Source organism: Malaciobacter marinus (assembly GCF_003544855.1).
Lineage (GTDB): Bacteria > Campylobacterota > Campylobacteria > Campylobacterales > Arcobacteraceae > Malaciobacter > Malaciobacter marinus.
The window spans coordinates 658557-684439 of sequence record NZ_CP032101.1 but is presented as its reverse complement, the minus strand read 5'-3'; the positions used below and the strand labels follow the sequence as shown (position 1 = coordinate 684439).

Here is a 25883-nt window from a genome sequence, read left to right as displayed (position 1 = left end):
TTTTTGTCCTTATTTCTTTGTTTAAAATATTATATAAAATTTATTTGAATTATTACTTAATGGTTAAGTTTTATTGCGTTTGATTCTAAAATCACTCTATTTTCTGTAATTAAAGTATTTAGTGCTGCTTTAAATCTTTTTTTACTCATTTCAAAAAGCTTTGTAATCAATTCTGAATCACTTTTTGATGTAACTTCTAAATAGTTATTATTCGATTTTAAAACTTCAACTATTTTGTATAAATCATCATCACTATTTTTAACACCTATTTTTTGTAAAACAATATCTAATTTTCCATCATCTCTTACTGTTTTAACATAGGCTTTTTTAATATCACCAATATTTAATTTTGAAAATATTTCATTATGATAAAGCATTCCCTCGAAATTCTTATTTACATATACTTTAAAACCTAAAGGTGTTTTTTTATAAACAATTATTTCTACTTCATCATTTGTTTTAAAACTATTTGTATTTCTATCATACTCTTCTTTAAACTTTTCAGTAGCAATTAATCTATTTGATTTTTCATCTTCAACTAATTTTAAAACTCTTTTTTCACCAACTTTAAAAGGAGATTTTTGTTTGTTGATTGGAACTAATATATCTTTTGGTAACCCAATATCTACAAAAGCACCAAATCTTGCTATATCTACAACTTCTAAAGCAGCTATTTCATTAAGTTTTAATTTAGGAGTTAAAGTTGTTGAAACTAATCTATCTTCACTATCTGTATATATAAATACATCAACTGTTTTTCCAAGTTCCATACCATCTTTTATATATGCATTTGGAAGTAAAACTTCTACCTCATCTTCACTTATTAAATAAAGTCCTGGTTCACTTGCTCTGTTTATTTTTAATGTGTTTATTTCACCTAGTTTTATCTGTTTATTCATATGGTTATTCCGTTATTTTAATTTTTGTTATTATATCTAATTTTTATCTTTTTATTACTTTTACTAAAAAAAGAGTTATAACTCCAACAATAATAATACTTGCACCAGAGCTTATATCATAAAAATAAGAAATCACTAAGCCACTTATTGTAAAAAATAGTGCAAAAAATGAACTTATTATCATCATAGATGATAGTTTAGAAGCAAAAATTTCTGCTAGATACGTGGGAATTGTTAAAAGTGCAATTACTAAAATCAAACCTACAACTCTTATTGCTGCTACTACACATAATGCTGCTAAAATTAATATAAGTGTATAAAAGAATCTAACACTAATACCTCTTAATTTTGCAAATTCACTATCATATGATACAGCTAAAATCTCTTTATAAAAAATTGATATTAGTAAGATTACTAAGATATCTAAAGTAAACATATATATAATATCTTCATTTGAAACAGCAATTATTGAACCAAATAAGTAACTCATCAAATCTACATTATATCCTGGAGTTAAATCTACAAATATAATACCAATAGCCATTCCCAAGGCCCACATCATTCCAATGATACTATCAATTCTAGTTTTATTATATTGAGTAATAAAAGCTATAAATATTGCTGTTATAACAGCAAATACAGTAGCTCCCAATAATATAGGTATTCCTAGAAAAATTGCTAAACCAATTCCACCATATGAACTATGAGCTATTCCACCTGCTAAAAAGGTAAGTCTATTTACAACAACTAATGAACCAATTATTCCTGCTGCAATTGAGATTAAAACCCCAGCTAAAAGTGCATTTTGAACAAAATCAAATGATAATGCTTGTATTAACATATTAGTATCCATGATTACATCCACAAGAAGATTTTTTTCCTAATGCTGAAAGAAGTTCCACTTCACATAAATGCTCACTATCATCAATATTTTTTTCAACATTATCAAGCTTATGATAAACAAGATTTTTATTTACATGTGCTACGCTTTTTGCATAATTTAACAATACAGAAATATCATGACTTACAACTACTATTGTAATATTTTCATTTAATTTTGCAAGTAACTCATAAACCTCTTTTTGTCCTTTAACATCAATACTTGCTGTTGGTTCATCAAGTAACATTACTTGTGGATTTGCACATAGTGCTCTTGCTATAAAGACTCTTTGTCTTTGCCCTCCACTTAAATTTCCTATCTTACTTTTTGCAAACTCTTGCATACCAACTTGCTCTAAAGATTTCATAGCACAAGCAATATCCTCTTTTGAATAACCAAAGAGTTTTCTTTTTGAACCAATATGTCCCATAAGAACAACTTCAAGTGCTGTTATAGGAAAATCAATATTTAAATTTGTATTTTGAGGAACATAGCCAAATGATTCTTCTTTTAGACTCTTTTCTATACTTCCTTTTTGAGGTTCTTTAAGCTTTAAAATTAGTTTTAACAAGGTACTTTTACCACCACCATTTGGTCCAATAATAGCTAAAAAATCACCTTTTTTTATCTCTAAATTTATATTTTCTAAAACATTTACTTTATCATAACTAAATGATAAATCTTTTATTTTTATTATATTCAAATATTTACCTTTTCTATCAAATGCAACTAAGTCGCAATACTATCTAAATAATTATTAATTTTGTATCAAAAAATAGTTTTAAATTTTTCCCATAAAATTCCCAAATACTCATGAAAAGCGAGTTCTGATTTATATAAATTATAAGCTTTTGGTCTTGATAAAAAATAGCCCTTATTTTTTGCAAGATGATTTGTAACCGCTGGAATTGGCAATAAACCATGTTTTTTAAATATCAACATAGCTCTTTTCATATGTGAAGCAGAAGTTACAAGTATGAACTTTTTGTTTTTTAATAACTGTTTTACTGCTAAAGCTTCTTCATTTGTATCTCTTGGCTTAGGTAAAGTAATAATATCTTCACTTTTTACTTTTAAAGACAATGCAAGTTTTTTTTGCATAAATGCATTAGAAATAGTATCTTTTCCTTCATAGCCTGAAAAAATAAGTTTACTATTTGAAGTATTTTTATATATTCTATAAGCTTCTAAAAATCTATTTAATGAAGTTGTGTTTAGTTGTGAAGTAATACTTAAACTCTCATTTGTTGTATGTCCATTACCTAAAACCACAATATATTTTATATCTTTTGGTATTGTTTTCAAAGCTTTATAGCTATTTTCTAAAGGAAATAATAATCTATTTGAGATTGGCTCATAAGATAATAAAACTATCCAAAAAAAAGAGAATATAAAAAAAACTTTACTTTTAAAATATGATTTTTTATATAAAAAGACTAAAGCAATTAAAAATAAAATCAATCCAAGGGATAAAGGCATAAAAAAACCAGCAATAATCTTTTTTGCTAAAAACATCAACTCTTATTTCCTACTAAAACAGAAGCATATCCCACAACCCTTGAATCATCTTTTGTTTTATCAAAACTTGTACAATAATGCAATACTTCATTTTCTAAATTTTTATTAATTGAAGCTTTAACAAGGGCTTTTACACCTATCATACCACAAGCTTCAGCACCTTTATTAAATAATTCCATATCTTTTTTAACAATTGCATTTAAACAAATATTGTCTTTATTATTTGCTTCTTTTAAGTTATAAAAGTGACTTAAATCTGTACTTATTACTAAAAATGTTGTTTCATCATCAAGTATATTTTCAATAAGTTCACTTAAATCGTTAAAATCAATTTTCCCATAAACAATCTCTACTATTTTACTATTTGAAAAATAGTGTTTAATAAAAGGAGCTTGTGTCTTAGTAGAGTGCTCTTCATGAACATCTTTTATATAATCACACCATTGGTATTTTTCAAGTATTTTATTTGCATATTGGGTATCAACTTCTATATCTCCTAAAGGAGTTTCATAATTACTACTTAAACAAATTGAAGCTTTTTCAAAATAGATTTTATGTGAGGGGCCAATAACAACTACTCTTTCATAATTTTGATTTTGTGAAGCTATATTAAAAGCTAAATTAGCAGTAAATCCACTATAAATATATCCTGCATGGGGAGAGATAATAGCTTTTGCTTTTAAAGGTTTGGCGTTTAATTTAAAACTATTATTAAAACCTTTAATTAAATCTAAAATTTCTTCTTTATTATTTGGATAAAATGTACCAGCAACTGATGTTTTTTTATTACTCATTTCAAATACTCCCTTTACTTTTTTACTGCATTTTGGACATACTGAACCAACAATTATATTTTTTGTTATTTTAAAGTATTTTCTACTTATTAATAACTCATTACAATTTTTACAATAAGTATTATTTTCATAAGAAACATTCCCAATATAAACATTTTTCAAACCCACTTCTTTTGCTATATCATAGGCTTGTTTTAATTTTTCAAAAGGAGTTCTTGGAAGTTCAAGCTCTTTATAATCAGGATGAAAAGCACTTAAATGCCAAGGAGTATCTTCTCCTAAACTATTTTTTATAAAACTTGCCATATTAAATAACTCTTCTTTTGAATCATTTTTTGTAGGAATTATAAGTGTAGTAATTTCAAGCCATATATTATTTTTCTTAAAATGTATCAAGTTATCTAAAACTTGCTGTAAATTTCCACCAAGCTTCTTTTTATAATAATCACTATTAAATGATTTCAAATCAATATTAACAGCATCTATAATATCTTTCATGTCATCAATAACTTCACTACTTTCAAAGCCATTACTTACAAATACAGATTTTATATTATATTTTTTAGCCTCAAGTGCGATATCTTTTGCAAAAGGATAAAAAATTGTTGGTTCATTATATGTATAAGAGATTGATTTGCAATCTTTTTGTATTGCTATTTGAACTATTTCTTGTGGTGAAATATAATTACTAGTATCTATATTTTTTTCTTGTGAAATTCCATGATTTTGACAAAAACTACATTTAAAATTGCATCCAACAGTACCAAGAGATAAAGATTTGCTATTTGGTAAAAAATGATATAGTGGCTTTTTTTCAATAGGATCAATATTAAAAGCACTAATATACCCATATACTAAACATTTAATTTTATTATTGATATTTTTATTTACTCCACAAATACCCGTTTGGTTTAATTTTAACTGACAGTAATAACTACAAAGCAAACAAATTTGTTTATCATTTTTTTCTTTGAAGTATTGCATTTTATCTATAAGCCTCTAAGTCCTCTGGCTCTTCATAATCATCTTTATATTTATCTCTTATTTCAAGAAACTTATCTAAATTATCAAAAAAGATATCTACAAGTTTTGGGTCAAAATGTTTTTCTCTTTGTTCTTTAAATAAATTCAAAATTCTATCCAGTTCCCATGCTTTTTTATAACATCTATTACTTCCTAAAGCATCAAATACATCTGCAATTGCTGTTATTCTTCCAAAAATGTGTATATTTTCACCACTTAAACCTCTTGGATAGCCTGTTCCATCCCATTTTTCATGATGTTCATATGCTACTGTTGCAGATGCTTTTAAAATTTGTCTATTTGAACTTTTCAGCATATCATGACCCAATTTTGCATGTTCTTTCATGATTTCAAACTCTTCTGGTGTAAATTTACCTGGTTTATTTAAAATATTATCAGAAATAGCAACTTTTCCAATATCATGCATAGGTGAGGCTAATCTTATTAATTCAGCAAGCTCTTGACTTAATCCATACTCTGTTGCTAAAATATATGAGTATTCTGCAACTCTTTTTACATGATTTCCTGTCTCTTTACTTCTTGCTTCCCCAATTGTTCCAAGAGAAAAAATTACATCTTTTTGTGTATCTTCAATCTCTTTGTGTAAATTTATTCTCTCAGTAATATTTTTACCAATTCCCATAAACTCTTTAATATTACCATCTACATCTTTAATTGCTCTAAAAGTAAAATCCATATTATAAAGACCATTTTTACTATTACAACAAAAGTTTAAAACTCCTCTATATAAACCTTTATTTAAAATATCATCAAAAACCTTTTCATACTCATCATATGAATTTTTATCAACAATTGATATAAGTTCTTTACCTATTATGTCAATCTCTTCTTCAAAGTGTAATAACTCCAATAATCTATCATTTGCAAAGGTAATATTTCTATTGATATCAACTCTTACAACAGAAGCACTTATATTAATCATATGTTCATACTCTTTTAATAAATGAACACTTTTTATTGCATCTTCTTGAGAAGTAAAAAGTTTTTCTTGTAAAAACTCCTTATATGCTTCTCCTTCTGTTACATCATATCTAATAGCAATAAACTCATCAATTTCATCTTTTGAGTTTAATATAGGCACTATTGTTGCATCAACAATATAAGTTAAACCATCTTTTGCTCTATTTTTAAATCTGCCTTTCCAAACTCTTTTTTCATTTTTGATTGTATTCCATAAATCTTTGAAAAACTCTTTACTATTATTTGGGTGTCTTACTAAATTATGTGAGTTTCCAAGTAACTCTTCTATTGAATATCCAGAAATATCACAAAACTGTTTATTTGCATAAGTAATTTTTCCATCTACATCAGTTTTTGAAAAAATTGCAGATTTATCAACTGCTATTTTGTACTGTTCTAAAAGTTTAGTAACACTTTCATACTCTTTTTGTCTTTGAATTTTTTTATAGGCTTTATTTATTTTTTCAAAAAGAGTTGAAATATCAATTGGTTTTAGTAAATAATCATTAATAATATCTATTTTATTTGCTTGTTTTATAAACTTTGCTTGTGAAGATGAAGAGAGTATAATAGCTGGTATTTCTTTATTTATTTTAGTGATTTCTTCTAACATTTCAAAACCATTTAATTTAGGCATTTTTATATCAGTAATAATCAAATCAATTGATTTATCTTTAAAAATATCTAAACCTTCTTGACCATTTGATGCTACAATTACTTCTTTTGCGAAAAGTTTTAAAATAGTAGCAATTTCAGTTTTTACTGACTTTTCATCTTCCACATATAAAATAGTTAAGTTTTTTTTAGATATTTCTTCTTTATGCATAGATTATTCCTTAATCTTCATGGCTTCATATATAAAAATTTGTGCATTATCTTCAAGACAAGATATTGATACATTTGCTTTTGTGCACAATGAGTTCATAAACTCATCGAAACTTGGTAACTGTTCCCAAACTTGAGGTAAAAAAGTTGCTTGATTTTCATTATACTTTAAAATTACACCATGTTCATTTGGAATTAATTTATCTTTTAAATCATATTTATCTATATAAGTTACTCTTCTTGGTGGAGTTAAAACAGAAACTTCTATTTTTATATTTGTAAAATCTTTGAACTGTAAAGGTTCAAATCTTGGATCATTAAAAGCTGCTTTTCTTGCATTGATAAAAACATCTTCATAAAGTTGAGTATGTGCAGTCAAAGAGCCTATACAACCTCTTAATCTGCCATTTAAAGTAAGTGTTACAAAACTTGCTCTTTGTTCACTTAATTCATCAAAGTTTGATAAATAAAACTCTTTATTTAAAACTAATGACTTATCAAAATATGTAAAAATGCTTTTTCTTGCAATATCTAAAAGAACTTTTAAATCCATTACTTTCCTATTAACTCTTTAATTGTAGCTTGAAAATCTTCACTATCATTTACACACTTGCAAACCTTATAGTCACTTATTCCTATTTCATCAGCAATCTCTTTGTACTCAATACTTAATTCAAAATCTGTTTCTGAATTATCAATAATAAATGCAATTGGATAAATCAAAACTTTTTCATCTTTAAAATTTTTCAACATATCATCTAAAGATGGCTCAAGCCATTTCAATGGCCCTACTTTTGATTGATATGCTAGGTTTGTTGATTTAAAATTATAGCCTTTTTGTTGTAGTTTTTCTGATAAAATTCGAACATGTTCATTAACATGTTTTTCATATACATCTCCTGCATCAACAATTTTTTGAGGAAGACCATGGGCTGAAAAAATAAGATTATACTCATTTACATTTTCAACTTTTGAAACTAACTCTTTTAAAATAATATCATTAAAACTCTCATTTTTATAAAAAGGATCAATAACTTCGATATTAAATTCATCTTTTGCTACTTCATAAAAATCCTCAACAGAAGATTTTGTAGTGGTTGTTGAATACTGAGGATATAAAGGAAGTAAAATTACATCTTTTATACCTTGTTCTTTAATTTGTTTTATTGCTGTTGATGAAAAAGGAGGAGTATATCTCATAGCTTGAGTAACATAAATATCATCAAAACTATCATTTAACTTATCAATTAAATTTTCAGTTATTTTATTAATTGGAGAAAATCCACCTATTTCTTCATAATTCTTCCATGCTTCATTTAATCTTGAAGTTGTAATAAAAAAAGCAATCATTTTTCTTAAAATGCTACTTTTGACTGTAATAATATTTTTATCATTAAACATATTAGTTAAAAACATTTTTAACTCATTTTTTGTCCTTGGACCACCCATATTTAATAAAACTAATGCTTTTTTATTTTTCATTTTTCAACCTATTTAAATCTATAATTTCATCTGCACACCAATTAGCTAATGAGATATCATGTGTAATCATTAGTATTGCACATTTATCTAAATATTTTATTAAAAGTTTCATAACTTCTAAAGATATAATATTATCTAAAGCTGATGTAGCTTCATCTACAAGTAAAAGATCAGGTTTCATTAATAAGCTTCTTAAAATTGAACATCTTTGAAGTTGACCACCACTTAATTCATGAGGTTTTTTTAATAAAAACTCTTTACTTAAATTAAGCTCAAGACATAACTTATTTAATTCATTATTTAAAGTATCATTATCAACCACATCTTTTATTTGCTCTAAAATTTTATAAGATGGATGAAATGAACTATAAGGGTCTTGATATATTGAACTTATTTTCTTAACTTTAATAATTCCCTTTTGTGGTTTTAAGTTATTACAAATAAGTTCAAATAAAGTACTTTTTCCCTTTCCACTTTCTCCTACAATACAAATAAGTTCGCCTCTTTTTAACTCAAGATTAAAATCATCATATATCATTTTTTTATTATTAAAAGAGAAAGAAAGATTTTTTATGCTCAATACTAAATCATCACTCATTTTTTACCTAAATACTTATATATAATTAATTATAATATAATAAGATGGCTTTAAAATAGTATATACATTATCAAAAAATTAGTAAAAATATTAATTTTGATATTAAAAGTTTATTCAAGAAAAAAAAAGATAAAATGCATGTCTTAGATATTTCAAGGAGAGATAATGAAAAAAATTGTTTTAGGAACATTAATAGCAGCAGCTTCTGTAATGGCTGCAAATTGGGCTGCATGTGCTAGCTGTCATGGTGCAAAAGCTGAGAAAAAAGCCTTAGGTAAATCACAAGTTATTGCTGGTTGGGACGAAGCTAAAACTATTAAAACACTAAAAGGTTATAAAGATGGATCTTATGGTGGAGCTATGAAAGGTGTAATGAAAGGTCAAGTTGCAAGACTTTCAGATGCAGACATTAAAGATTTAGCTAAAAAAATTGCTTCATTTAAATAAATAATTATAAATTATTGAAAAAAAGTAAGTTACTTATCTAACTTACTTTTTTTTTGCTCTTTTTTTGCATTCATCTTTTTTTGTTCTTTTTTTCTTGCATCATTTAAATCTTCAGTTGAATCAAAAAGCAAGCCACCCATCATTTTTTCACCATCATCAAACTGACCACCTTTAGCTCCCCAAATAAATACACCTAGTATTGCAAAAGAGACTACAAGTGCAACAACTAACATCATTAATAAAGTACCATCAATCATAAAAAATTCCTACTTTTTTAATTTAATTCTCATAGAGTTAGCAACAACAATAAGTGAACTAAGACTCATTGATAATGCAGCAACCAAAGGAATAACATACCCAGCCATTGCTAAAGGAATTGTTATTGCATTATATACTAAAGATATAAATAAATTCTGTTTTATAAATTTGTATGTTCTTTTTGAAAGTGTAAATGCTAGTTCTAAACTATTTAATGAATTATCTAGTAAAACAATATCTGATACACTTAATGCAATATCAGCAGAACTTCCCATTGCAATAGAAACATCACTTTTTGCTAAGGCAACAGAATCATTTATCCCATCACCTACCATAATAACATTTTTATCTTTATTTTTTAAATCTTGTATAAACTGTGCCTTTTCTATTGGATCAACTTCTGAAATATAGTTTTTAATTCCAACGTTAGATGCAACATTTTTTGCAGTTGCATTATTATCTCCTGTAAGCATGACTACATCTAAACCTAATTTTTTGATATTTAAAATAAACTCTTTTGCGCCCTCTTTTATCTCATCTTCAAGTTCAAATGTTGCAATAACTTTTGAATCTACTACAAAAATATAAATAGAATTTTTACTTTCAAATTTATAATCAATATTATAAGTTTTTAAAAGTTTCATATTTCCGCCTAATATATTAAATACTTTTCCATCAATATTTTTATATTTTGCGACTACACCTTGTCCATCAATACTTTTAATATCAAAAAGATCTTTTGATTCTAAAGAAAAATTATTTTTCATATACTCTTTTACAGAATTACTAATTGGATGATTTGAACTATCTAAAAGAGTATATAATAAATTTAGTTTGTGAATATTATCATCTAAAAATTTTGCTTTTTTTACTTTTAGTTTACCTTTTGTAATTGTTCCTGTTTTATCCATTACTAAAGTATCAGCTGTTGCCAATGTTTCAATATATTTTGCTTCTTTAAATAGTAAACCATTTTTTGCAAGTTCTGAAATACCTATTAAACTAGCTATTGGCGTTGCTAGGGCTAAAGCACAAGGACAAGCAATAACAATAACTGAAATTGCAACAATAAAAGATTTTTCAAAATGTTCAGCCCCCTCATAATCAAAGCCTAAATCTATCCCAAAGTAATACCAAACAACAAATGTCAAAATAGCTAAAGATAAAATTAATACACTAAAACCTTTTGATATTTCATTTGCCTTATGTTCAATTTTTGGTTTTGAACTTAATGAATCTTCAAGTAAAGTTACTATTGAATTTAAAGTTGAATCTTCATAGGATTTCAAAACTTTATATCTTATAACCTTTTCACAATTTATTGTTCCACTAAAAATTTTTGAACCCTTTTGTTTATCAATAGGAAGTGATTCACCACTAATACTTGATTCATCAAAAGATGCACTTGAAGATTCAAGTGCTCCATCAAAAGATGCTTTTTCACCTGCTTTTAACTCGACAATATCTCCAACTTTTACACTATTTATAGGTAATACTTTTTTTATATTGTCTTCTATAATAATTGCTTCTAATGGTATTGAGCTTTTAATTTTATCTAAGGTATCAACGGCTGATTTTTTACCAATAACTTCAAGATACTTTCCAACTAAAACAAAGGTAATAATCATAGCAACACTATCAAAGTAACTCTCACCCTTGCCTCCAAAAAGAACATAAAGCGAATAAATATATGAAAATGTAGCTCCTGAACTAACTAAAAAGTCCATATTTAAAATACGATTTTTCAATCCATAATATGCACCCTTATAAAAAATCCAACCACTATAAAAAAGTACAGGTGTTGCTAGTATAAACTCACCTAAGTGTATATAATTTCTAACTTGTTCAGAGATTCCTGTAAAAAATCCAGTATATTTTGCTACAGATAACATCATTATATTCATTGTTGCAAAAACAGCTACCATCATTCTAATAAAAAAATCTCTTTTTGATTTTGTAGCTTTTTCATCTGCAATAGTTGCATCATATGCATATGCGTTATAACCAATACTTCTAATTTTCAAAATAATTTCAGAAAGTTTAATTTTATCTTCATCCCAAACTATCTTTGCTTTATTTGTAGAGAAATTTATATTTGCTTCAACTATTCCATCTGTATCATAAAGTACTTTTTCATTTAGCCAAACACAAGCAGCACAATGAATTCCTTCAATTATCAAGTCAATTCTACTAAAGCCTTCATCTGTTGTTTTTATAAAATTATCTTCAAAACTTTTTGTATCAAATTTTTCCACATCATTATCAGTTGTTAATGGTGGAGCAATGGTTTTATTTCCAAGTTTTTCATAAAAAGAGTCTAAACCATCATCTTTTAGAAGATGATAAACTCCTTGACAACCTTTACAACAAAAATGCAAAGAATCATCTTTTATCATTATATCTTCATCATACTCTAAATGACAATGATCGCATTTTATTTTTGACACTGAAATATTCCTAAATCCCTATTTTTAAAAAGTTTTGCACTCTCTTTTACAAGACCATGCATAGAGATATAAACTCCTTTAGTATCATTAGTATTTAAAAAGCTAAGTCCTATCATAAAATTTGAAGTTGCCTCAATTTTATCAATAGAGTATGGGTGCATAGCCCCTGTTAAAACAATAAATTTATCTTTAACTCTTTTTTCAATATATTTTGCAGTTTCATCCATAGTATCTGTACCATGAACTATTAGAATCTTATCATATTTTCCAATTTCATTAATAATTTCTTCTCTATCATTAGTATTGATTTTCAATGAGTCTTTAAAGATAATACCTTTTATGTCAATATTTAAATTTCCTCTAGCACAATTTTCTAAAATATCTAAAATTGCTTTGTTGTCTTTAGCTACATCTAAAGTTCCAGTTTGTTCATTGTATCTTTTATTAAATGTTCCGCCTGTATTTATTACTAATAATTTATTCATATAACCTCTTTTAAATGCTTTTATGTTATTATTATTTAAATGAATAATAATTTTCTAAAACAATAATTATTATTATACCGTATTAACATTGGAGTAAATCTTAATGATAAATAATATCTCAATATTAAAAAATATTACGATTTTATATGCAGAAGATGAAGCTAGTTTAAGAGAAATAACTTTAAATATCTTAAAAGGTTTCACAAAAAAACAGTTTGTTGCAAAAGATGGTCAAGAAGGCTTGGACTTGTTTAAAGAGAATGAGGAAGAGATTGACCTTATCATAACAGACGTAAATATGCCACATATGAATGGTTTAGAAATGATAAAAGAGATAAAACAAATAAATCCTAATATTCCAATTATTGTTGCAACTGCATTTTCAAATACAGAATATTTACTTGAAGCAATTGATATTGGTGTTGATAAATATGTTTTAAAACCAATTGATATGAAAAAATTACTTCAAACAATGAGTCAATCATTACTTTATCACGAATTAAAAGATTTATACATTGATAAACTTACTCACTTACCAAATAGAAATAGATTAAAAAAAGATTTAGCCCAAACAGAAGAAGACTTGATGGCACTTATAAATATTGATAAGTTTTCAACTATAAATGATTTGTTTGGTGAAAGCAATGGTGATAAAATACTTTCTGAATTCTCAGATAATTTGAAAAAACATTTTTGTAAACAAGATTATAAAATATATAGAATTGAAGCAGATAAATTTGCAATAGTTTCAAAAAAACAAGATAAAGATATTTATGAGTTTAAAAAACTATGCAAAACCTTTGCAGATAATATTCAAAAAGAAACAATTATTATTGATGATAATGAAATTGATTTAAATGTTACAATTGGTATTGCAAAAGGTGATGGTAATAGAGCATACAAATATTCTCAAAGAGTTATTTCATATGCAAGAAGTAAATTTGAACAAGTTATGATTTATGATGATTCTTTTAATATCCAAGAATCATTTGAAGAAAATATAAAATGGGTTAAGAAGATTAAAAATGGTCTTAAAAATGGTAATTTTAAAGGTTTTTATCAACCAATAGTTGATAATAAAACTCAAGAAATCTATAAATATGAAGCTTTAATTAGATTTATTGAAGATGATGGAGAAGTAATTGCTCCATTTAAATTTTTAGATATAGCAAAAAAAGCAAAATTGTACCCCCATGTAATTAATGTAATGTTAAAAGAAGCATTACTTCTTATAAAAGCAAAAAATAAAAGAGTTGCAGTAAATATCTCATTTGAAGATATTGCAAGTGATGAAACACAAAAATTCATTTATGAAGAGTTAAAAGCTGAACCAGAAGCAACAAAACTTTTAGAGTTTGAGATATTAGAAAGTGAAGAAATTTCAGATATTGATATAGTAAAAAGTTTTATAAAAGATGTTAAAGCTCTTGGTTGTACAGTAGGAGTAGATGACTTTGGTGCTGGATACTCCAACTTTAATATGCTTACAAATTTAGATATTGATTTTGTAAAAATTGATAGTTCATTAATAAAAGAGATTGATCACTCAAAAAATCAAGAGATTATTGTAAATACAATTTCAAACTTCTCTAAAGAGTTTGGTTTTACAACAGTAGCTGAGTTTGTAAGTAGTAAAGAGATTTATGAAAAAGTAAAATCTTTAGATATTGACTACTCACAAGGTTATCACTTTGGTAAACCTATGAGTTTTGATGAAGTATAAGTTAAGTAGATGAAACTAGTTCATCCACTCGCTTATAATTTGTTTTTTATTAAATAAAGAAGCTTTTATTCTTGCTGCATTTGCGATACTTACAAGTTTTTTACTTGCATCATCTAAATTATCATTTATTAAAAAATAATCATACTTATCAATAGAGTTAATCTCTATTTTTGCATTTTTTACTCTTTTAGCAATTATATCTTTTGAATCAGTTGCTCTATTATTCAATCTACTTTCTAACTCTTTTAAAGTAGGTGTTGTAATAAAAACAGAAGTTAAAAAAGAACAAAGGTCTGTTTTCTTAACTAAATCATGTCCTTGCACATCAATATCAAAGATTACTAACTTTCCATCTTTCAAGGCTTCTTTTACAGGTTTTAAAGAAGTGCCATAATAGTTACCATGAACATTTGCATACTCTAAAAAGTTCTTATCCTTGATATCTTTTTCAAAATCTTCTTTTGATACAAAAAAATAATCAACACCATTTTTCTCTCCTTCTCGTGGAGCTCTTGTTGTTGTTGAAATAGAAAAATAATACTCACTAATATCTTTATAAACTTCTTTTAAAAGTGTTGATTTACCACATCCACTAGGACCAGAAATAAGTAAAATTGCTCCATGGTTATCTTGCATTAGTTATTATCCTTCAAACTTAATTTTAAATCAATATCTTCACCATTTGAAAGTTTATCAATAACACTTTGGTCAAATTTTTCTAATAATGGTTTTAACTCATCAATACTGTACTTATTCAAAATTAATTTTAAAGGTTGATTATTTGCAATATCATAATCACCAACTTCATTTAATGCATCATCAATAATATCAGATAACTCTTTCCAATCAGTCTCTTTTTCACTATTTACAAACTCATTTTGTATATTGTCATATCTTAATATATCAGAAATTTTAGATAATTCATTATTATCTAAAACTCCACCATCATTTAAAGTTGCTAAAGTAACTATACTTTCATCATTTTCATCTTCAATATCAGAAGCTATATTATCAGCTAGTGATTCAACATAATTTGTCAAATCTTCTGCTGAATCATCATTTATCATAGTAGATGCTGAATATTTTGCACTATTTTTTATATTTTCTTGTTTTTTTAAAGTCTCTTCTTCATCAATAAATTCTAATTGTTCTTTTATTATTTCTTGAAGTTGTAAAGGTAAAAAAGGTCTTGGAATAATAAAATCTCTTGCTTTTTCAAAAGGTAATTCATCATTGCAAATAGCACCAAGTTTAGAACAAAACTTCTTTAATGAATTAAATCTATCATCGATATATTCTTGATCAATAATTATAAAATCTTTTTTCTCTTGTACATTATAATCACTTTGAACAAACAGTTCTAAATCAAGTTTTTTGCAAACAAGTTTAAAAATCTTTACAATTATTGGAGTATTACTAATCAATAATATATTCACCCTAGCTCCTCTAGCTTTAAATCAATAAGCTTATAAGTTTTATCACACATTTTTGCAAGCTCTTCATCATGTGTTACTAAAATCAAACCTGCATTATATAAGTTTACATACTCAAAAAGTGCATCAATTACGTGAGTTGAAGTCTCTTTATCTAGATTTCCAGTAGGTTCATCAGCAAAAATTACTTTAGGCTTTTTTGTTAAAACCCTTGCAATCGATAATCTTTGCTGTTGACCTCCACTTAGTTCTCCAACTCCTTGATTAAGTACATATTCTATATCCAATACTTTCAATAGATTTGTATCAATCTCATTTAAACTAAGCAGTGTTGCTATATCTAGATTCTCTTTAGCACTAAATCCTCTAAATAAATAATGTGCTTGAAATATTATACCAAAATCTTCTCTACGTATATTTAAAAGTTTTGTTTTCTTTTGTTTATATATATCTTTTTGTTCAAAAAAAACTTTTCCACTATTAGGTTTTAAAAGTGAAGACAAAATATTTAATAATGTGGATTTTCCACTACCACTCATACCTATAATTGCAATAGTCTCTTTTTGATGTAAAGATAAATTTATATCATTGAAAAGTTCATAGTCAAATTTATGAGAAACCCCTTTTGCTTCCAGCAAAAGGGGTTTAGTTGTAGAGTGTGACGAGTTTAAATTTTGTTCGTACACAATTGTTCTTTAGTAGAGATTATTTACCCATTTGTTTTGCAACTTCTGCTGCAAAATCTTCTTCTTTTACTTCTATTCCCTCACCAAGTTCAAATCTAATGTATTCAACAAGTTTAATTGAAGAATCAACTTCAGCAATTGCTTGCTCTACAGTTTTTTTATCATCCATAACATAAGCTTGAGATAGTAAAGCTAATCTACCATCTAGTTGAGTATTATCTTGGATATATCTTTCGATTTTACCAGGAATAATTTTATCCCAGATTTTTTCTGGTTTACCTTGCTCTTTTAATTCAGCTTCAAATCTAGCTTTTGCATTTGCAATAGCTTCATCTGTTAATTGAGATTTAGATACAAAATCAGGAATATTTTTTAATGGTTTACCTAATCTTTGTAATTCATCATTCTCTGCTTCAATTTCAGCTTTAATAGCTCTATTTTCTGCTTCAACAAACTCTGAATCTAAATCAGTATATGAAATAACAGTTGGTTTCATAGCTGATGCATGCATAGCAATATTTCTTAATAATGTTGCAGTTTTTTCTTTTGCCGCATCATCACAAGTTGCAGCTAATAAAACCCCAACTTTACCATTTGCATGAACATAACCATTAACTACTTGATTTTCTGCAGTAGCTAATTTTCTTGCTACTAAATTTTCACCAATAGTTGCAATTTTTTCATTTAAGAAAGTTCCAAACTCTTGTCCATTGATTTTTGAAGATGCTAAAGTTTCAGCATCTTTAATATCATTTGACTGTGCATGAGTAGTAATTTCTTTAGTTAAAGAAATAAAATTTTCATTTTTTGCAACAAAGTCTGTTTGAGAGTTAAGTTCTAAAATTGTACCTTTAGTGTTATCTTCATTAATTAAAACAGAGATTAAACCCTCAGCAGCAACATTACCAGCTTTTTTAGCAGCTTTTCCAAGACCTGCTTCTCTTAAGTGTTGAACTGCTTTATCTAAATCACCTTCACACTCATTTAAAGCGTTTTTACAATCAAGCATACCAGCACCAGTCATCTCTCTTAATTGTTTAATTAATTTTGGAGTTGCACCTGCCATGATTATGCTTCCTCCTTCGCTTTTTCTTCTTTACTTTCTTCTGCTACTGCTTCTGCAACAACTTCTTTTGCTTCTTCTTCGCTTACAGGTGCTTCAACTTCATCAGTACCCTCAGCATCAGCAGCTGCTGATTTACCTTCATTAATTGCTGCAGCCATTTCTTGACAAAATAATTGAATTGATCTAATAGCATCATCATTTCCAGGAATTGGGAAATCTACTAAATCAGGATCGCAGTTTGTATCTAATGGAGCTACAACTTTAATTCCTAATCTTCTAGCTTCTTTAATAGCAATTTTTTCTTTAACTGAATCAAGAACAAACATCATATCAGGGATATTATTCATTTCTTTAATTCCACCAAGATATAACTCTAATTTTTCTTCTTTTCTTGTAAGCATTAAAGCTTCTTTTTTAGTTAAAAGATCAAATTGACCTTCTTCTTTCATTTTTTTAATTACTTCTAATTTTCTAATTGATTTTTTAATTGTTCCGTAGTTTGTTAACATACCACCTAACCATCTATGGTTAACATATGGCATTCCACAAGATTCAGCAGCTCTTTTTACAGCTTCACTAGCTTGTTTTTTAGTACCAACAAAGATCATAGTTTGACCCTCAGCAGCTGCATCTCTTACTACATTATATGTATATCTGAAATATCTTAATGTTTTTTGTAAGTCAATAATATAAATATTCTTTCTAACACCAAAAATATATTTTTTCATTTTTGGATTCCATCTTCTTGTTTGGTGTCCAAAGTGTACACCACATTCTAATAGGTCTTTCATAGTAACCATATTTAATTCTCCTAAGTTTTTATTTTTTCAATTGGGTTTAGCCTCTGTGCCCCTTAGTATCAGCATTGATACAACCCATTTTAGGACTGACACATGTGAGGTTTCTAATCATAATTATTTTGTAAATTATAATAAGAACGCGTATTTTAGCTAATGTAACTTTAATTTAAGTTTAAGCAATTATAAAGAGACAAAATCTCTTTTGTTATTTAAAACTTTTATTAAATAACGTCTTGTCTCTTTATATGGTAATTCTTTTACTAATTTTTTATACACTTGTGAAGCATTACTTTTATTAATCATAGATTTTGCTCTTTGTTTATTAGAATTAAATGTTTTTAAGACATTTCCACTTCCTGTATTATAAGCACTAATTACACAATACTCTTTTGAAATAGGATTATATATTCCTTTTAAATATCTTTCATTTAATATTTTTAAATATACAGTCCCTAATTTTATATTATTACTTGCATTAAATAAATACTCTTTACTTGGAGTATGTGTTTTATTTGTTAAGTATTTATAAGAGTCCCTTCCAGCAGTAGTGGGTACAACTTGCATTAATCCAATAGCTCCTGCATTACTTATTGCAAATTGATTAAAATTACTTTCTGTTTTGATAATTGCATAAATCAAATTCTTACTTATATTATATTTTTTCGAATATCTTTCAACAAGAGGTTTAAATTTGGCAACTCTTATACTTGCATGGTCTTTTACCATTGGTATTTTCACATAAGCAACTTTTGTATTTTTATTATCTTTTTTTATTGTTTTATATTTTATTTTTTTCGTTAATAACTTAGCAAATCTATTTGCCCTCCAAGAGTATCTAATCTCTTTATTTTGGTCATCTTTTATTTCACCTAATAAATAAGGAGTTTTACCTAATTTTATCTTTTTTGCATTAAATAAATCTGCAGCTTGAGGATCTTCTGGCAATAATAAAGTTGTAACAATTGCTTTTTGCAAACTCTTCTTTGTATTATTTGTATCAAGTGTTTCAACTAAAACATATGCATTATCAAAATCTATTAAAGCTCTACTTTTATAGTTTTGCATATACTTAACATACTCTTTCTTTTTGGGCAATTTTACATTATTTTCACCCCAATTTTCAGTGATTGCTTTAGTAAAAGCAATCAATATTTTTCTAAAGTTTTTATCTAAAGATTTTATATCTTGTTCTAAGCTTTTAGGATTAGTAGCATAATTTATACTTTTTGACTTTGCAATAGATTTTAAAGCAGTTGTAGGATCTTGACTTATAGCAGCACGAGTTAAGTTATAAATATCAGAACTGCTACATCCAATTAAAAAAAATATTACTATAAAAATTAAAAAAGTTTTTTTCATAAAATTATTTTAACAAAATAAACATAGATTATAATTGAAATATTTATTAAAATTTAAACTCTATTTATTACTATTTTGATAAAATTAAACAAAAAAGGTTATATAAAATATATGAATAGTTTTAAAACCATTATGCAAATAAAAAATGAATTGGCTAAAAAAATAGTTGGTCAAGAAGAGATGATTGATGCTTTACTAATTGGATTATTAACAAATGGTCATATTCTACTTGAAGGTGTTCCAGGACTTGCAAAAACTACAACTGTAAATTCCTTAGCTAAGGTAATAAATGTAGATTTTAAAAGAGTTCAATTTACACCTGATTTATTGCCAAGTGATATTATTGGTGCACAAATTTATGATATGAAAACAGGTGAATTTAAAATAAAAAAAGGACCTATTTTTACGAATTTATTATTAGCAGATGAAATAAACAGAGCTCCTGCTAAAGTTCAATCAGCCCTACTTGAAGTTATGCAAGAAAGACAAGTAACAATTGCAGAAAATAGTTTTAAAATAGATAAACCATTTTTAGTTCTTGCAACACAAAACCCAATTGAACAAGAAGGAGCTTACACTCTTCCAGAAGCACAATTAGACAGGTTTATGTTTAAAATTGTTGTTTCATATAATACAAAAGAACAAGAGTATGAAATAGCTAAAATGGCTTCTAGTAATGAAAAAATTAATCTTGAAAAAATCATAACAAAAGAAGAATTATTTAAACTAAAAGATGAAATATTAAATGTCCATATTGATAAAGAATTAGAAGAGTATATAGTTGATATTATTTGTGCAACAAGAGATCCAAAAAGTTATGGATTAGAAGAATTAAGTGAGCAAATAGAGTTTGGAGCAAGTCCAAGAGCAACTATTGATATGTTTAAAGCAGTTAAAGCTCAAGCATATTTAAGAGGAAATGACTATGTAAGCCCTATTGATATTGCATTGCTTGTAAAAAATATTTTAAGGCATAGAATTATTTTAAGTTATGAGGCTCAAGCACAAGATATAAATGTTGATGATGTAATTGATAAAATAGTAGAGAAAATAAATATTCCATAATGAATCCAAAAATAAAAAAGATTTTAATAAAAAGCAAAAAAGAGGTTTTTAGTGAAGTTGTTGGAAATAATAGCTCAAAGCTAAAGGGTGAAGGCTACGATTTTTTAGAACTTAAAGAGTATGAATATGGAGAAGACGTAAAAAATATTGATTGGGTTATTAGTGCAAAACTTCAAAAGCCATATGTAAAAGTTTTCCATGCACAAAAAGAGTTAAATATAAACCTAGTTGCTTTATTAAATGGAAGTGTACATTTTGGTACGGATAAATTCAAACAAGAATTAATATGTGAGATTTGTTCTATTTTAGCTTTTAGTGCAATAAAACAAGGTGATGCCTTTAGTTCATATATTGCAAATGAAACTCTAACTTTTTGTACTAAAAAAAGTAAAAGAACTTTTAGTGTAAATAAAATGACTGAAAATATTTTTGAATACAAAAGTGTAAATAAAAAGCTAAATTATAAAAATATAACAAACTCTATTTTTTCTCATATAAAAAGGCGTTCTCTTATATTTTTAATAGGTGACTTTTTTAATGTGGAAAATTTAGATTTAAAACTATTAAGTAAAAAACATGAAATTGTAGTAATAATAGTAAGGGATAGATTTGAAGAGAATTTAACAACTTTGGGAAATATAAATTTAAAAGATTTAGAAAATGGCTTTGAGTACAATGGAGTTGTAAATGCTCAAGCTCTTAAAGATTATAAAGAACAAATTAAAAAAAACGATCATATTTTATATGAGCATTTAAGAAAGTGCAATGCAAACTTTACAAAAATATATACAGATGAAAATCCCATTTCTAAACTTGCAAGGTTAATGAAATAATGAATGAATTAAAAATAAATGACATAAAAGGCTTAGTCTCTATTTTAGACTACTCTTATTTTATATATATTTTTTTAATTGTTGTTATTATTTTAATTTTAGTAATTTTATTTTTACAAATAATTAGAATATTTTATAAAAGAAAAAAAAGCGATGAACAAATAGCATATGAAATATTAGAGAAACTAGATTTAAATAATACAAAAGATGCAGCTTATAAAATTACAAAATACGGAAGAGTTGCATCTACTGATAATAGATCCAAAAGATTATTCTTCCAATTAGAAGAAAAGTTAGAGAAATACAAATACAAAAAAGATGTAGCTAAATTTGATAAAGATATTATTAATGAATATAAAAGATTTGTGGATGCAATAGATGTATAGTTTTAGTTTTGAATACCCTTATTTATTTTTACTTTTAATACCATTTATACTATGTTTTATATATTGTAAAGCAAAAGAGTCAAGTTATTTTATGCCACATCTTAATTTACTTAATCAAAGTACTAAAAAAAGTACCATATTAATAAATTTATTAAAATATTTGACAGTAATTCTTGCCATAACCGCCTTGGCTTCCCCTATTAAAATTAAAAATGCCCAATTCATTAATAGTGATGGAATTGATATTGTATTAAATCTTGATACAAGTGATTCAATGAAACAAAGAGGTTTTAATAAATTTGATTTGCAACAAAATAGATTTGATGTTGTAAAAGAACTTGCAAGTGATTTTATTGATAAAAGAACAAATGATAATATAGCTCTTGTTGTATTTGGTAATAGCGCGCTTATTGCTTCAACTTTAAGTTTTGACAAGAACGCACAAAAGGAGATTTTGAACTATTTAGATATAGGAATAGTTGGTCCAAGAACAGCACTAATTGATTCTTTAGCAAGTAGTGTAAAGATATTGAAAAATTCAAAAGCACTAAGTAAAATCATCATTTTACTTAGTGATGGAGAAGACACTTCAAGTCAAATACCTTTTAATATAGCATTAAAACTTCTTAAAAAATATAATATAAAAGTTTATACTATTGCAATTCAAAGTCAAAATAGATATGTTTTAAATAAAATTGCAAAAGAGACTAATGGTAAATACTTCAATGCAAATAGTAAAGAAGATTTACAAAATGTTTATAAACAAATCAATGAGCTAGAAAAAAGTAAACTCAAAAAGAATAAAGTTGTATTAAAAGAGTATTACTATTTTTATCCTTTGTTTATAGCTACCATTATATTAATTTTGTTAATATACTTAAGAAATAAAGAATAAGGGGTTAAAGTATGCTAGAAAGTAAAAGTGAAGAGTTAAAAAAAGCCTTAGAAAAAAGCATGTCAAAAGAGAATATTCAAGAAAAACTTATGGAAGAAAAATTAAAACAAGACCAATTAAACCAACAAGAAAAACAAAAACAAAAAAGAATTTTTTATATATTAATTACTATTTTTACATTAATAATTATCAGCCTAAGTGCTTATTTATTAAGTACTAATGATAATAGTCAAATTGCTAAAGAAGATACTAATAAAAAACCACAAAAAGAAGTTACAAAAAATGTAAATAGCACTAAAGAAATAAAAGATATTCAAAAAGATATTAACAAGCCAATTATAAAAGAAAAAATTATTACAAAAGAAGTGATAGTTGAAAAAAAAGTGCCTTTATCAAATGAAAATTTTAAAGAGTTCTTTAATACAAAAAAGTTTAATCTTGCAAAATGTTATAACTACAAAACTTTTGAATATATGCCAACAAAAACTTGTAAAGAAAGCTTATCAATATTTTTAGCAAAAAATAAAAAAACTATACGACTAGAAGTAATTGGCGTTATTTCAAAAGATGATATTAAAGAAGCATCAAAACTATCAAAAGATGAAAAAATTCAAAAATATATTGTAAGAGGTATTGCAAGAGACAGAGTAGTTGAAGCTTCATGGTTAGTTAAAGAATTAATAAAAGATAAAAATATAGTAATAACTCCTGTGAATTATTATATAAAATCTAAAGAAAATAATAAAGGTATAGTACTTAGAGCATATTATTAAATATGCTTAAGTACTTCATCTTTATCTACTAAAGGAAGCTTCTTATCATAAATTATTTGATAAGGCTCATCCCCTTTTCCAAGTATTAATAAAACAGAATTTTTGTTCTGTTTTGCTAAATCAATACCTTTTTTAATAGCTTCTTTTCTATTTACTTCAATAGTCAAATTATCTTTATTAGGTATTGCTTTACAAATATCTTCAATAATTAAATCTGGATCTTCAAATCTTGGGTTATCTGATGTTACAATTATATGTTTTGCAAAATTTGCTGCAAGTTTTCCCATAAGAGGTCTTTTCTCTTTATCTCTATCTCCACCTGCACCAAATACTGTTATAATATCTTTATGATTAAAACTTTCATAAACTTCTTTCATACCATCAGGAGTATGGGCAAAATCAATTATAATAAGAGGATCAACACTTACAATCTCCATTCTTCCACTAACTCCCGCAAAATTCTCAACAGCTTCACAAATCTCATCTAATGTTTTGTTTGTAGTTAAATGAACACTTGCAATTGCTGCCATTAGATTATAAATATTAAAAATACCCATCATAGATGATGAGAAAGCGTTCATTTTTTCAATATTTGAAAACATTACATGCATTCCATTTTTAAAAGAATATGCTGTAACTTTATAAGTTGAAGGATTTTCTAAAGAGTATGTATATGCATTTTTAGTATTAAACTTAACAACTTTGTCATCTTTATTAATAAGTTTTTTACTATCATCATTGAAAAATGAATTTTTTACATTTATGTATTCTTCTATTGTTTTATGATAATCCAAATGATCTCTTGTTATATTTGTATGAACTTTTAATTCAAACTCAATACCCTCAATCCTTTTTTGTTCGATTGCATGGGAACTTACTTCTGTTACAAAGAAATCACATTTATTATCTATTGCTTTTTGTATGTGTGCAAAGTTTGCAAGTTGTACAGGAGTAGTTAAAGTATAATCTTCGACTTTTTCATCATTTATAAAAAAACCTCTTGTACCTTGAAGTGCAACTTTATATCCTAAGTCTAAAAGTATTGAGTAAATTGCAGCAGCAGTTGTTGTTTTTCCATTTGTTCCTGTTATTCCAATAATCTTTATTGAAGAAAAATCAACATAATCTTTTAACTTTCTTGAAGGAATTAAATCAACACAATTATTTGCTTTTGCATCATCACAAAACTTCTCATTTTGTGATGAATAAACAAAAGCAACTTCACTATTTGCTTCTTTTGAATTATCTGTAAATTTCTTATTATTTATGGTTATTAGCAATTTTTTTCTCTTCTAATTTTTTATATAGCTCTTCAATCTCTTTATCATAAGTAAAATACTCATTAAAACCATCCAAATAGCTATAAGCAGTAGTATTAAATCCATTGTCAATTAATTTTGAAACAAAATCAAAAAAATCTTCTTTTGATTCTATTGCTACTTTTGTAGAAAACATTATATCTTCAAAAGCCACTCTAAAAGATCCCCTAGAATCTACTAATTTTTTAAAATCATCATATTTTATTGCATCAAGGGAATCAACACCTGTTTCAGTGATATCTTTTAACATTTCCATCATTTTATCAATATCACCATCATAAGCATTTACAACCTCTTCTACATAAGAGATTGCAGCTTCCATATCTTCTAAAGATGCAGCAGAAAAATAGTCATATAAAGTTAATGCTTTTTGCTCATCTTCACTAGCAATATCACAAAAAATAGCATATACTTTATACTCTTTTTTTGTAGAGAATAAAGATGAAAGTTGAGAATATAAAAAAAGAGCTTTATCATACTCTTTATTCAAAAAATATGAATTTGCTTCATTTAATAATCTTTTCTCATTTATCATTAAAGTTCCTCTAAACTATTTTCCATACCTTGTGGTACGTTTATAATCTCTAGTTCTGGATGTATTGCTGCTTTTAATTCTTTTTCAACAACATATTTTAAAGTACTACCACTTGCACTACATCCAACACATGCACCTTGTAGTTGCACAAATACTTTTCCATTTTTAATATCAATTAATGATATAGCTCCTCCATCTTGTGCTAACATAGGAACTACTTTGTTTTCAATAATTGTACTAACTGGAAGTTTCAAATCTTCATCTGAAAATGGCATCATATTAAGTTTACCTCTTCTTTTTTTTATTTACTAAAAATACAGCAATAGCAATAATTACAAGAATTACCCCTACTGTTTTAAATACAAAAGATAGT

General features: G+C 26.1%; 28 protein-coding genes. 7 read left to right on the top strand and 21 right to left on the bottom strand.

All coding sequences use genetic code 11. The annotated features are described in order from the left end of the window. Positions 1-56 precede the first annotated feature (56 nt). The 9 genes from AMRN_RS03385 to AMRN_RS03345 form a co-directional block, all read right to left on the bottom strand. The gene (locus AMRN_RS03385) at positions 57-899 is read right to left on the bottom strand and encodes a CvfB family protein (RefSeq protein ID WP_099310959.1); all 843 of its coding nucleotides are present in this window, start codon (positions 897-899) and stop codon (positions 57-59) included. Positions 900-942: 43 nt separating this feature from the next. After that, on the bottom strand, positions 943-1740 hold the full coding sequence (locus tag AMRN_RS03380; protein ID WP_099310987.1) for a metal ABC transporter permease: 798 nt from the start codon (positions 1738-1740) through the stop codon (positions 943-945). A gap of 1 nt (position 1741) precedes the next feature. Continuing rightward, entirely contained in the window at positions 1742-2482 is a 741-nt protein-coding gene (locus tag AMRN_RS03375) for a metal ABC transporter ATP-binding protein (protein WP_099310960.1), read from the bottom strand. A 65-nt stretch (positions 2483-2547) separates the two neighbouring features. Further along, a complete protein-coding gene (locus tag AMRN_RS03370; RefSeq protein ID WP_099310961.1) occupies positions 2548-3294 on the bottom strand; it encodes an ElyC/SanA/YdcF family protein in 747 nt (248 codons plus the stop codon). Continuing rightward, complete coding sequence (gene amrS / locus AMRN_RS03365) at positions 3294-5075, bottom strand: AmmeMemoRadiSam system radical SAM enzyme (RefSeq protein ID WP_099310962.1); 1782 nt, start codon at positions 5073-5075, stop codon at positions 3294-3296. Before amrS ends, AMRN_RS03370 begins: the two co-directional genes overlap by 1 nt. 1 nt (position 5076) lies before the next feature. Further along, on the bottom strand, positions 5077-6921 hold the full coding sequence (locus AMRN_RS03360) for a response regulator (RefSeq protein ID WP_099310963.1): 1845 nt from the start codon (positions 6919-6921) through the stop codon (positions 5077-5079). A gap of 3 nt (positions 6922-6924) precedes the next feature. After that, a complete protein-coding gene (amrA, locus tag AMRN_RS03355; protein ID WP_099310964.1) occupies positions 6925-7473 on the bottom strand; it encodes an AmmeMemoRadiSam system protein A in 549 nt (182 codons plus the stop codon). Beyond that, positions 7473-8402 carry a ferrochelatase gene (gene hemH / locus AMRN_RS03350; protein ID WP_099310965.1) on the bottom strand — a complete coding sequence of 310 codons (930 nt, stop codon included), beginning with the start codon at positions 8400-8402 and terminating at the stop codon, positions 7473-7475. The genes amrA and hemH overlap by 1 nt, the downstream gene beginning before the upstream one ends. Beyond that, on the bottom strand, positions 8392-9000 hold the full coding sequence (locus AMRN_RS03345; protein WP_099310966.1) for an ATP-binding cassette domain-containing protein: 609 nt from the start codon (positions 8998-9000) through the stop codon (positions 8392-8394). Before AMRN_RS03345 ends, hemH begins: the two co-directional genes overlap by 11 nt. Before the next feature lie 165 nt (positions 9001-9165). Here AMRN_RS03345 and AMRN_RS03340 point away from each other — a divergent pair, with 165 nt between their 5' ends. Further along, entirely contained in the window at positions 9166-9447 is a 282-nt protein-coding gene (locus AMRN_RS03340) for a c-type cytochrome (protein WP_099310967.1), read from the top strand. A gap of 29 nt (positions 9448-9476) precedes the next feature. On the opposite strand, the gene ccoS is transcribed toward AMRN_RS03340, so the two are convergent. From ccoS to AMRN_RS03325, 3 genes are read right to left on the bottom strand one after another with little or no spacing between them, the layout of a single operon-like run. Further along, the gene (ccoS, locus tag AMRN_RS03335; protein WP_079577354.1) at positions 9477-9704 is read right to left on the bottom strand and encodes a cbb3-type cytochrome oxidase assembly protein CcoS; all 228 of its coding nucleotides are present in this window, start codon (positions 9702-9704) and stop codon (positions 9477-9479) included. A gap of 9 nt (positions 9705-9713) precedes the next feature. Continuing rightward, positions 9714-12152, bottom strand: a complete 2439-nt coding sequence (locus AMRN_RS03330) for a heavy metal translocating P-type ATPase (protein ID WP_099310968.1) — start codon at positions 12150-12152, stop codon at positions 9714-9716. Then, positions 12140-12637: an asparaginase domain-containing protein gene (locus AMRN_RS03325; protein WP_099310969.1), complete on the bottom strand. Its 498-nt coding sequence runs from the start codon at positions 12635-12637 to the stop codon at positions 12140-12142. Before AMRN_RS03325 ends, AMRN_RS03330 begins: the two co-directional genes overlap by 13 nt. A 103-nt stretch (positions 12638-12740) precedes the next feature. On the opposite strand from AMRN_RS03325, the gene AMRN_RS03320 reads away from it, so the two are divergent. Continuing rightward, complete coding sequence (locus AMRN_RS03320) at positions 12741-14360, top strand: EAL domain-containing response regulator (RefSeq protein WP_099310970.1); 1620 nt, start codon at positions 12741-12743, stop codon at positions 14358-14360. A gap of 15 nt (positions 14361-14375) precedes the next feature. Here AMRN_RS03320 and gmk read toward each other — a convergent pair whose 3' ends face one another. The 6 genes from gmk to AMRN_RS03290 all read right to left on the bottom strand — a co-directional run bounded on the left by gmk (position 14376) and on the right by AMRN_RS03290 (position 19704). Beyond that, complete coding sequence (gmk, locus tag AMRN_RS03315) at positions 14376-14996, bottom strand: guanylate kinase (protein WP_099310971.1); 621 nt, start codon at positions 14994-14996, stop codon at positions 14376-14378. After that, on the bottom strand, positions 14996-15796 hold the full coding sequence (locus tag AMRN_RS03310; protein ID WP_099310972.1) for a hypothetical protein: 801 nt from the start codon (positions 15794-15796) through the stop codon (positions 14996-14998). Before AMRN_RS03310 ends, gmk begins: the two co-directional genes overlap by 1 nt. Next, complete coding sequence (locus AMRN_RS03305) at positions 15793-16479, bottom strand: ABC transporter ATP-binding protein (RefSeq protein ID WP_228150814.1); 687 nt, start codon at positions 16477-16479, stop codon at positions 15793-15795. Before AMRN_RS03305 ends, AMRN_RS03310 begins: the two co-directional genes overlap by 4 nt. A gap of 19 nt (positions 16480-16498) precedes the next feature. Further along, complete coding sequence (gene tsf / locus AMRN_RS03300; protein ID WP_099310973.1) at positions 16499-17545, bottom strand: translation elongation factor Ts; 1047 nt, start codon at positions 17543-17545, stop codon at positions 16499-16501. 2 nt (positions 17546-17547) lie between these two features. Beyond that, positions 17548-18345, bottom strand: a complete 798-nt coding sequence (rpsB, locus tag AMRN_RS03295; protein WP_099310974.1) for a 30S ribosomal protein S2 — start codon at positions 18343-18345, stop codon at positions 17548-17550. Between the two features lie 180 nt (positions 18346-18525). Beyond that, entirely contained in the window at positions 18526-19704 is a 1179-nt protein-coding gene (locus AMRN_RS03290; protein WP_099310975.1) for a murein transglycosylase domain-containing protein, read from the bottom strand. A gap of 111 nt (positions 19705-19815) precedes the next feature. Between AMRN_RS03290 and AMRN_RS03285 the strand changes: the two genes are divergently transcribed. The 5 genes from AMRN_RS03285 (at position 19816) to AMRN_RS03265 (ending at position 23656) form a co-directional block, all read left to right on the top strand. Next, positions 19816-20769, top strand: coding sequence for an AAA family ATPase (locus AMRN_RS03285; RefSeq protein ID WP_079577345.1), 954 nt, complete (start codon positions 19816-19818; stop codon positions 20767-20769). Next, positions 20769-21602, top strand: coding sequence for a DUF58 domain-containing protein (locus AMRN_RS03280; protein ID WP_099310976.1), 834 nt, complete (start codon positions 20769-20771; stop codon positions 21600-21602). The genes AMRN_RS03285 and AMRN_RS03280 overlap by 1 nt, the downstream gene beginning before the upstream one ends. Next, on the top strand, positions 21602-21988 hold the full coding sequence (locus tag AMRN_RS03275) for a hypothetical protein (RefSeq protein WP_099310977.1): 387 nt from the start codon (positions 21602-21604) through the stop codon (positions 21986-21988). The genes AMRN_RS03280 and AMRN_RS03275 overlap by 1 nt, the downstream gene beginning before the upstream one ends. A gap of 91 nt (positions 21989-22079) precedes the next feature. After that, positions 22080-22883, top strand: coding sequence for a vWA domain-containing protein (locus tag AMRN_RS03270; protein ID WP_196777522.1), 804 nt, complete (start codon positions 22080-22082; stop codon positions 22881-22883). 11 nt (positions 22884-22894) lie between these two features. Next, positions 22895-23656, top strand: a complete 762-nt coding sequence (locus AMRN_RS03265) for a hypothetical protein (RefSeq protein ID WP_099310979.1) — start codon at positions 22895-22897, stop codon at positions 23654-23656. On the opposite strand, the gene AMRN_RS03260 is transcribed toward AMRN_RS03265, so the two are convergent. From AMRN_RS03260 to AMRN_RS03250, 3 genes are read right to left on the bottom strand one after another with little or no spacing between them, the layout of a single operon-like run. Then, positions 23653-24936 (bottom strand): UDP-N-acetylmuramoyl-L-alanyl-D-glutamate--2,6-diaminopimelate ligase, encoded by a 1284-nt coding sequence (locus AMRN_RS03260; RefSeq protein ID WP_099310980.1) that lies wholly within the window; start codon positions 24934-24936, stop codon positions 23653-23655. The two genes, AMRN_RS03265 and AMRN_RS03260, sit on opposite strands and share 4 nt — an antisense overlap. Further along, the gene (locus tag AMRN_RS03255) at positions 24917-25510 is read right to left on the bottom strand and encodes a hypothetical protein (protein ID WP_099310981.1); all 594 of its coding nucleotides are present in this window, start codon (positions 25508-25510) and stop codon (positions 24917-24919) included. The genes AMRN_RS03260 and AMRN_RS03255 overlap by 20 nt, the downstream gene beginning before the upstream one ends. Beyond that, on the bottom strand, positions 25510-25788 hold the full coding sequence (locus tag AMRN_RS03250) for a NifU family protein (protein ID WP_099310982.1): 279 nt from the start codon (positions 25786-25788) through the stop codon (positions 25510-25512). Before AMRN_RS03250 ends, AMRN_RS03255 begins: the two co-directional genes overlap by 1 nt. Positions 25789-25883 lie beyond the last annotated feature (95 nt).

Excerpts from the sequence above, each read along its gene's own strand:
- AMRN_RS03385 (WP_099310959.1), bottom strand. The coding sequence starts at position 899 with ATGAATAAACAGATAAAACTAGGTGAAATAAACACATTAAAAATAAAC.
- AMRN_RS03380 (WP_099310987.1), bottom strand. The coding sequence starts at position 1,740 with ATGTTAATACAAGCATTATCATTTGATTTTGTTCAAAATGCACTTTTA.
- AMRN_RS03370 (WP_099310961.1), bottom strand. The coding sequence starts at position 3,294 with ATGTTTTTAGCAAAAAAGATTATTGCTGGTTTTTTTATGCCTTTATCC.
- amrS (WP_099310962.1), bottom strand. The coding sequence starts at position 5,075 with ATGCAATACTTCAAAGAAAAAAATGATAAACAAATTTGTTTGCTTTGT.
- AMRN_RS03360 (WP_099310963.1), bottom strand. The coding sequence starts at position 6,921 with ATGCATAAAGAAGAAATATCTAAAAAAAACTTAACTATTTTATATGTG.
- amrA (WP_099310964.1), bottom strand. The coding sequence starts at position 7,473 with ATGGATTTAAAAGTTCTTTTAGATATTGCAAGAAAAAGCATTTTTACA.
- hemH (WP_099310965.1), bottom strand. The coding sequence starts at position 8,402 with ATGAAAAATAAAAAAGCATTAGTTTTATTAAATATGGGTGGTCCAAGG.
- AMRN_RS03345 (WP_099310966.1), bottom strand. The coding sequence starts at position 9,000 with ATGAGTGATGATTTAGTATTGAGCATAAAAAATCTTTCTTTCTCTTTT.
- AMRN_RS03340 (WP_099310967.1), top strand. The coding sequence starts at position 9,166 with ATGAAAAAAATTGTTTTAGGAACATTAATAGCAGCAGCTTCTGTAATG.
- ccoS (WP_079577354.1), bottom strand. The coding sequence starts at position 9,704 with ATGATTGATGGTACTTTATTAATGATGTTAGTTGTTGCACTTGTAGTC.
- AMRN_RS03325 (WP_099310969.1), bottom strand. The coding sequence starts at position 12,637 with ATGAATAAATTATTAGTAATAAATACAGGCGGAACATTTAATAAAAGA.
- AMRN_RS03320 (WP_099310970.1), top strand. The coding sequence starts at position 12,741 with ATGATAAATAATATCTCAATATTAAAAAATATTACGATTTTATATGCA.
- gmk (WP_099310971.1), bottom strand. The coding sequence starts at position 14,996 with ATGCAAGATAACCATGGAGCAATTTTACTTATTTCTGGTCCTAGTGGA.
- tsf (WP_099310973.1), bottom strand. The coding sequence starts at position 17,545 with ATGGCAGGTGCAACTCCAAAATTAATTAAACAATTAAGAGAGATGACT.
- rpsB (WP_099310974.1), bottom strand. The coding sequence starts at position 18,345 with ATGGTTACTATGAAAGACCTATTAGAATGTGGTGTACACTTTGGACAC.
- AMRN_RS03290 (WP_099310975.1), bottom strand. The coding sequence starts at position 19,704 with ATGAAAAAAACTTTTTTAATTTTTATAGTAATATTTTTTTTAATTGGA.
- AMRN_RS03285 (WP_079577345.1), top strand. The coding sequence starts at position 19,816 with ATGAATAGTTTTAAAACCATTATGCAAATAAAAAATGAATTGGCTAAA.
- AMRN_RS03280 (WP_099310976.1), top strand. The coding sequence starts at position 20,769 with ATGAATCCAAAAATAAAAAAGATTTTAATAAAAAGCAAAAAAGAGGTT.
- AMRN_RS03275 (WP_099310977.1), top strand. The coding sequence starts at position 21,602 with ATGAATGAATTAAAAATAAATGACATAAAAGGCTTAGTCTCTATTTTA.
- AMRN_RS03270 (WP_196777522.1), top strand. The coding sequence starts at position 22,080 with ATGCCACATCTTAATTTACTTAATCAAAGTACTAAAAAAAGTACCATA.
- AMRN_RS03265 (WP_099310979.1), top strand. The coding sequence starts at position 22,895 with ATGCTAGAAAGTAAAAGTGAAGAGTTAAAAAAAGCCTTAGAAAAAAGC.
- AMRN_RS03255 (WP_099310981.1), bottom strand. The coding sequence starts at position 25,510 with ATGATAAATGAGAAAAGATTATTAAATGAAGCAAATTCATATTTTTTG.
- AMRN_RS03250 (WP_099310982.1), bottom strand. The coding sequence starts at position 25,788 with ATGATGCCATTTTCAGATGAAGATTTGAAACTTCCAGTTAGTACAATT.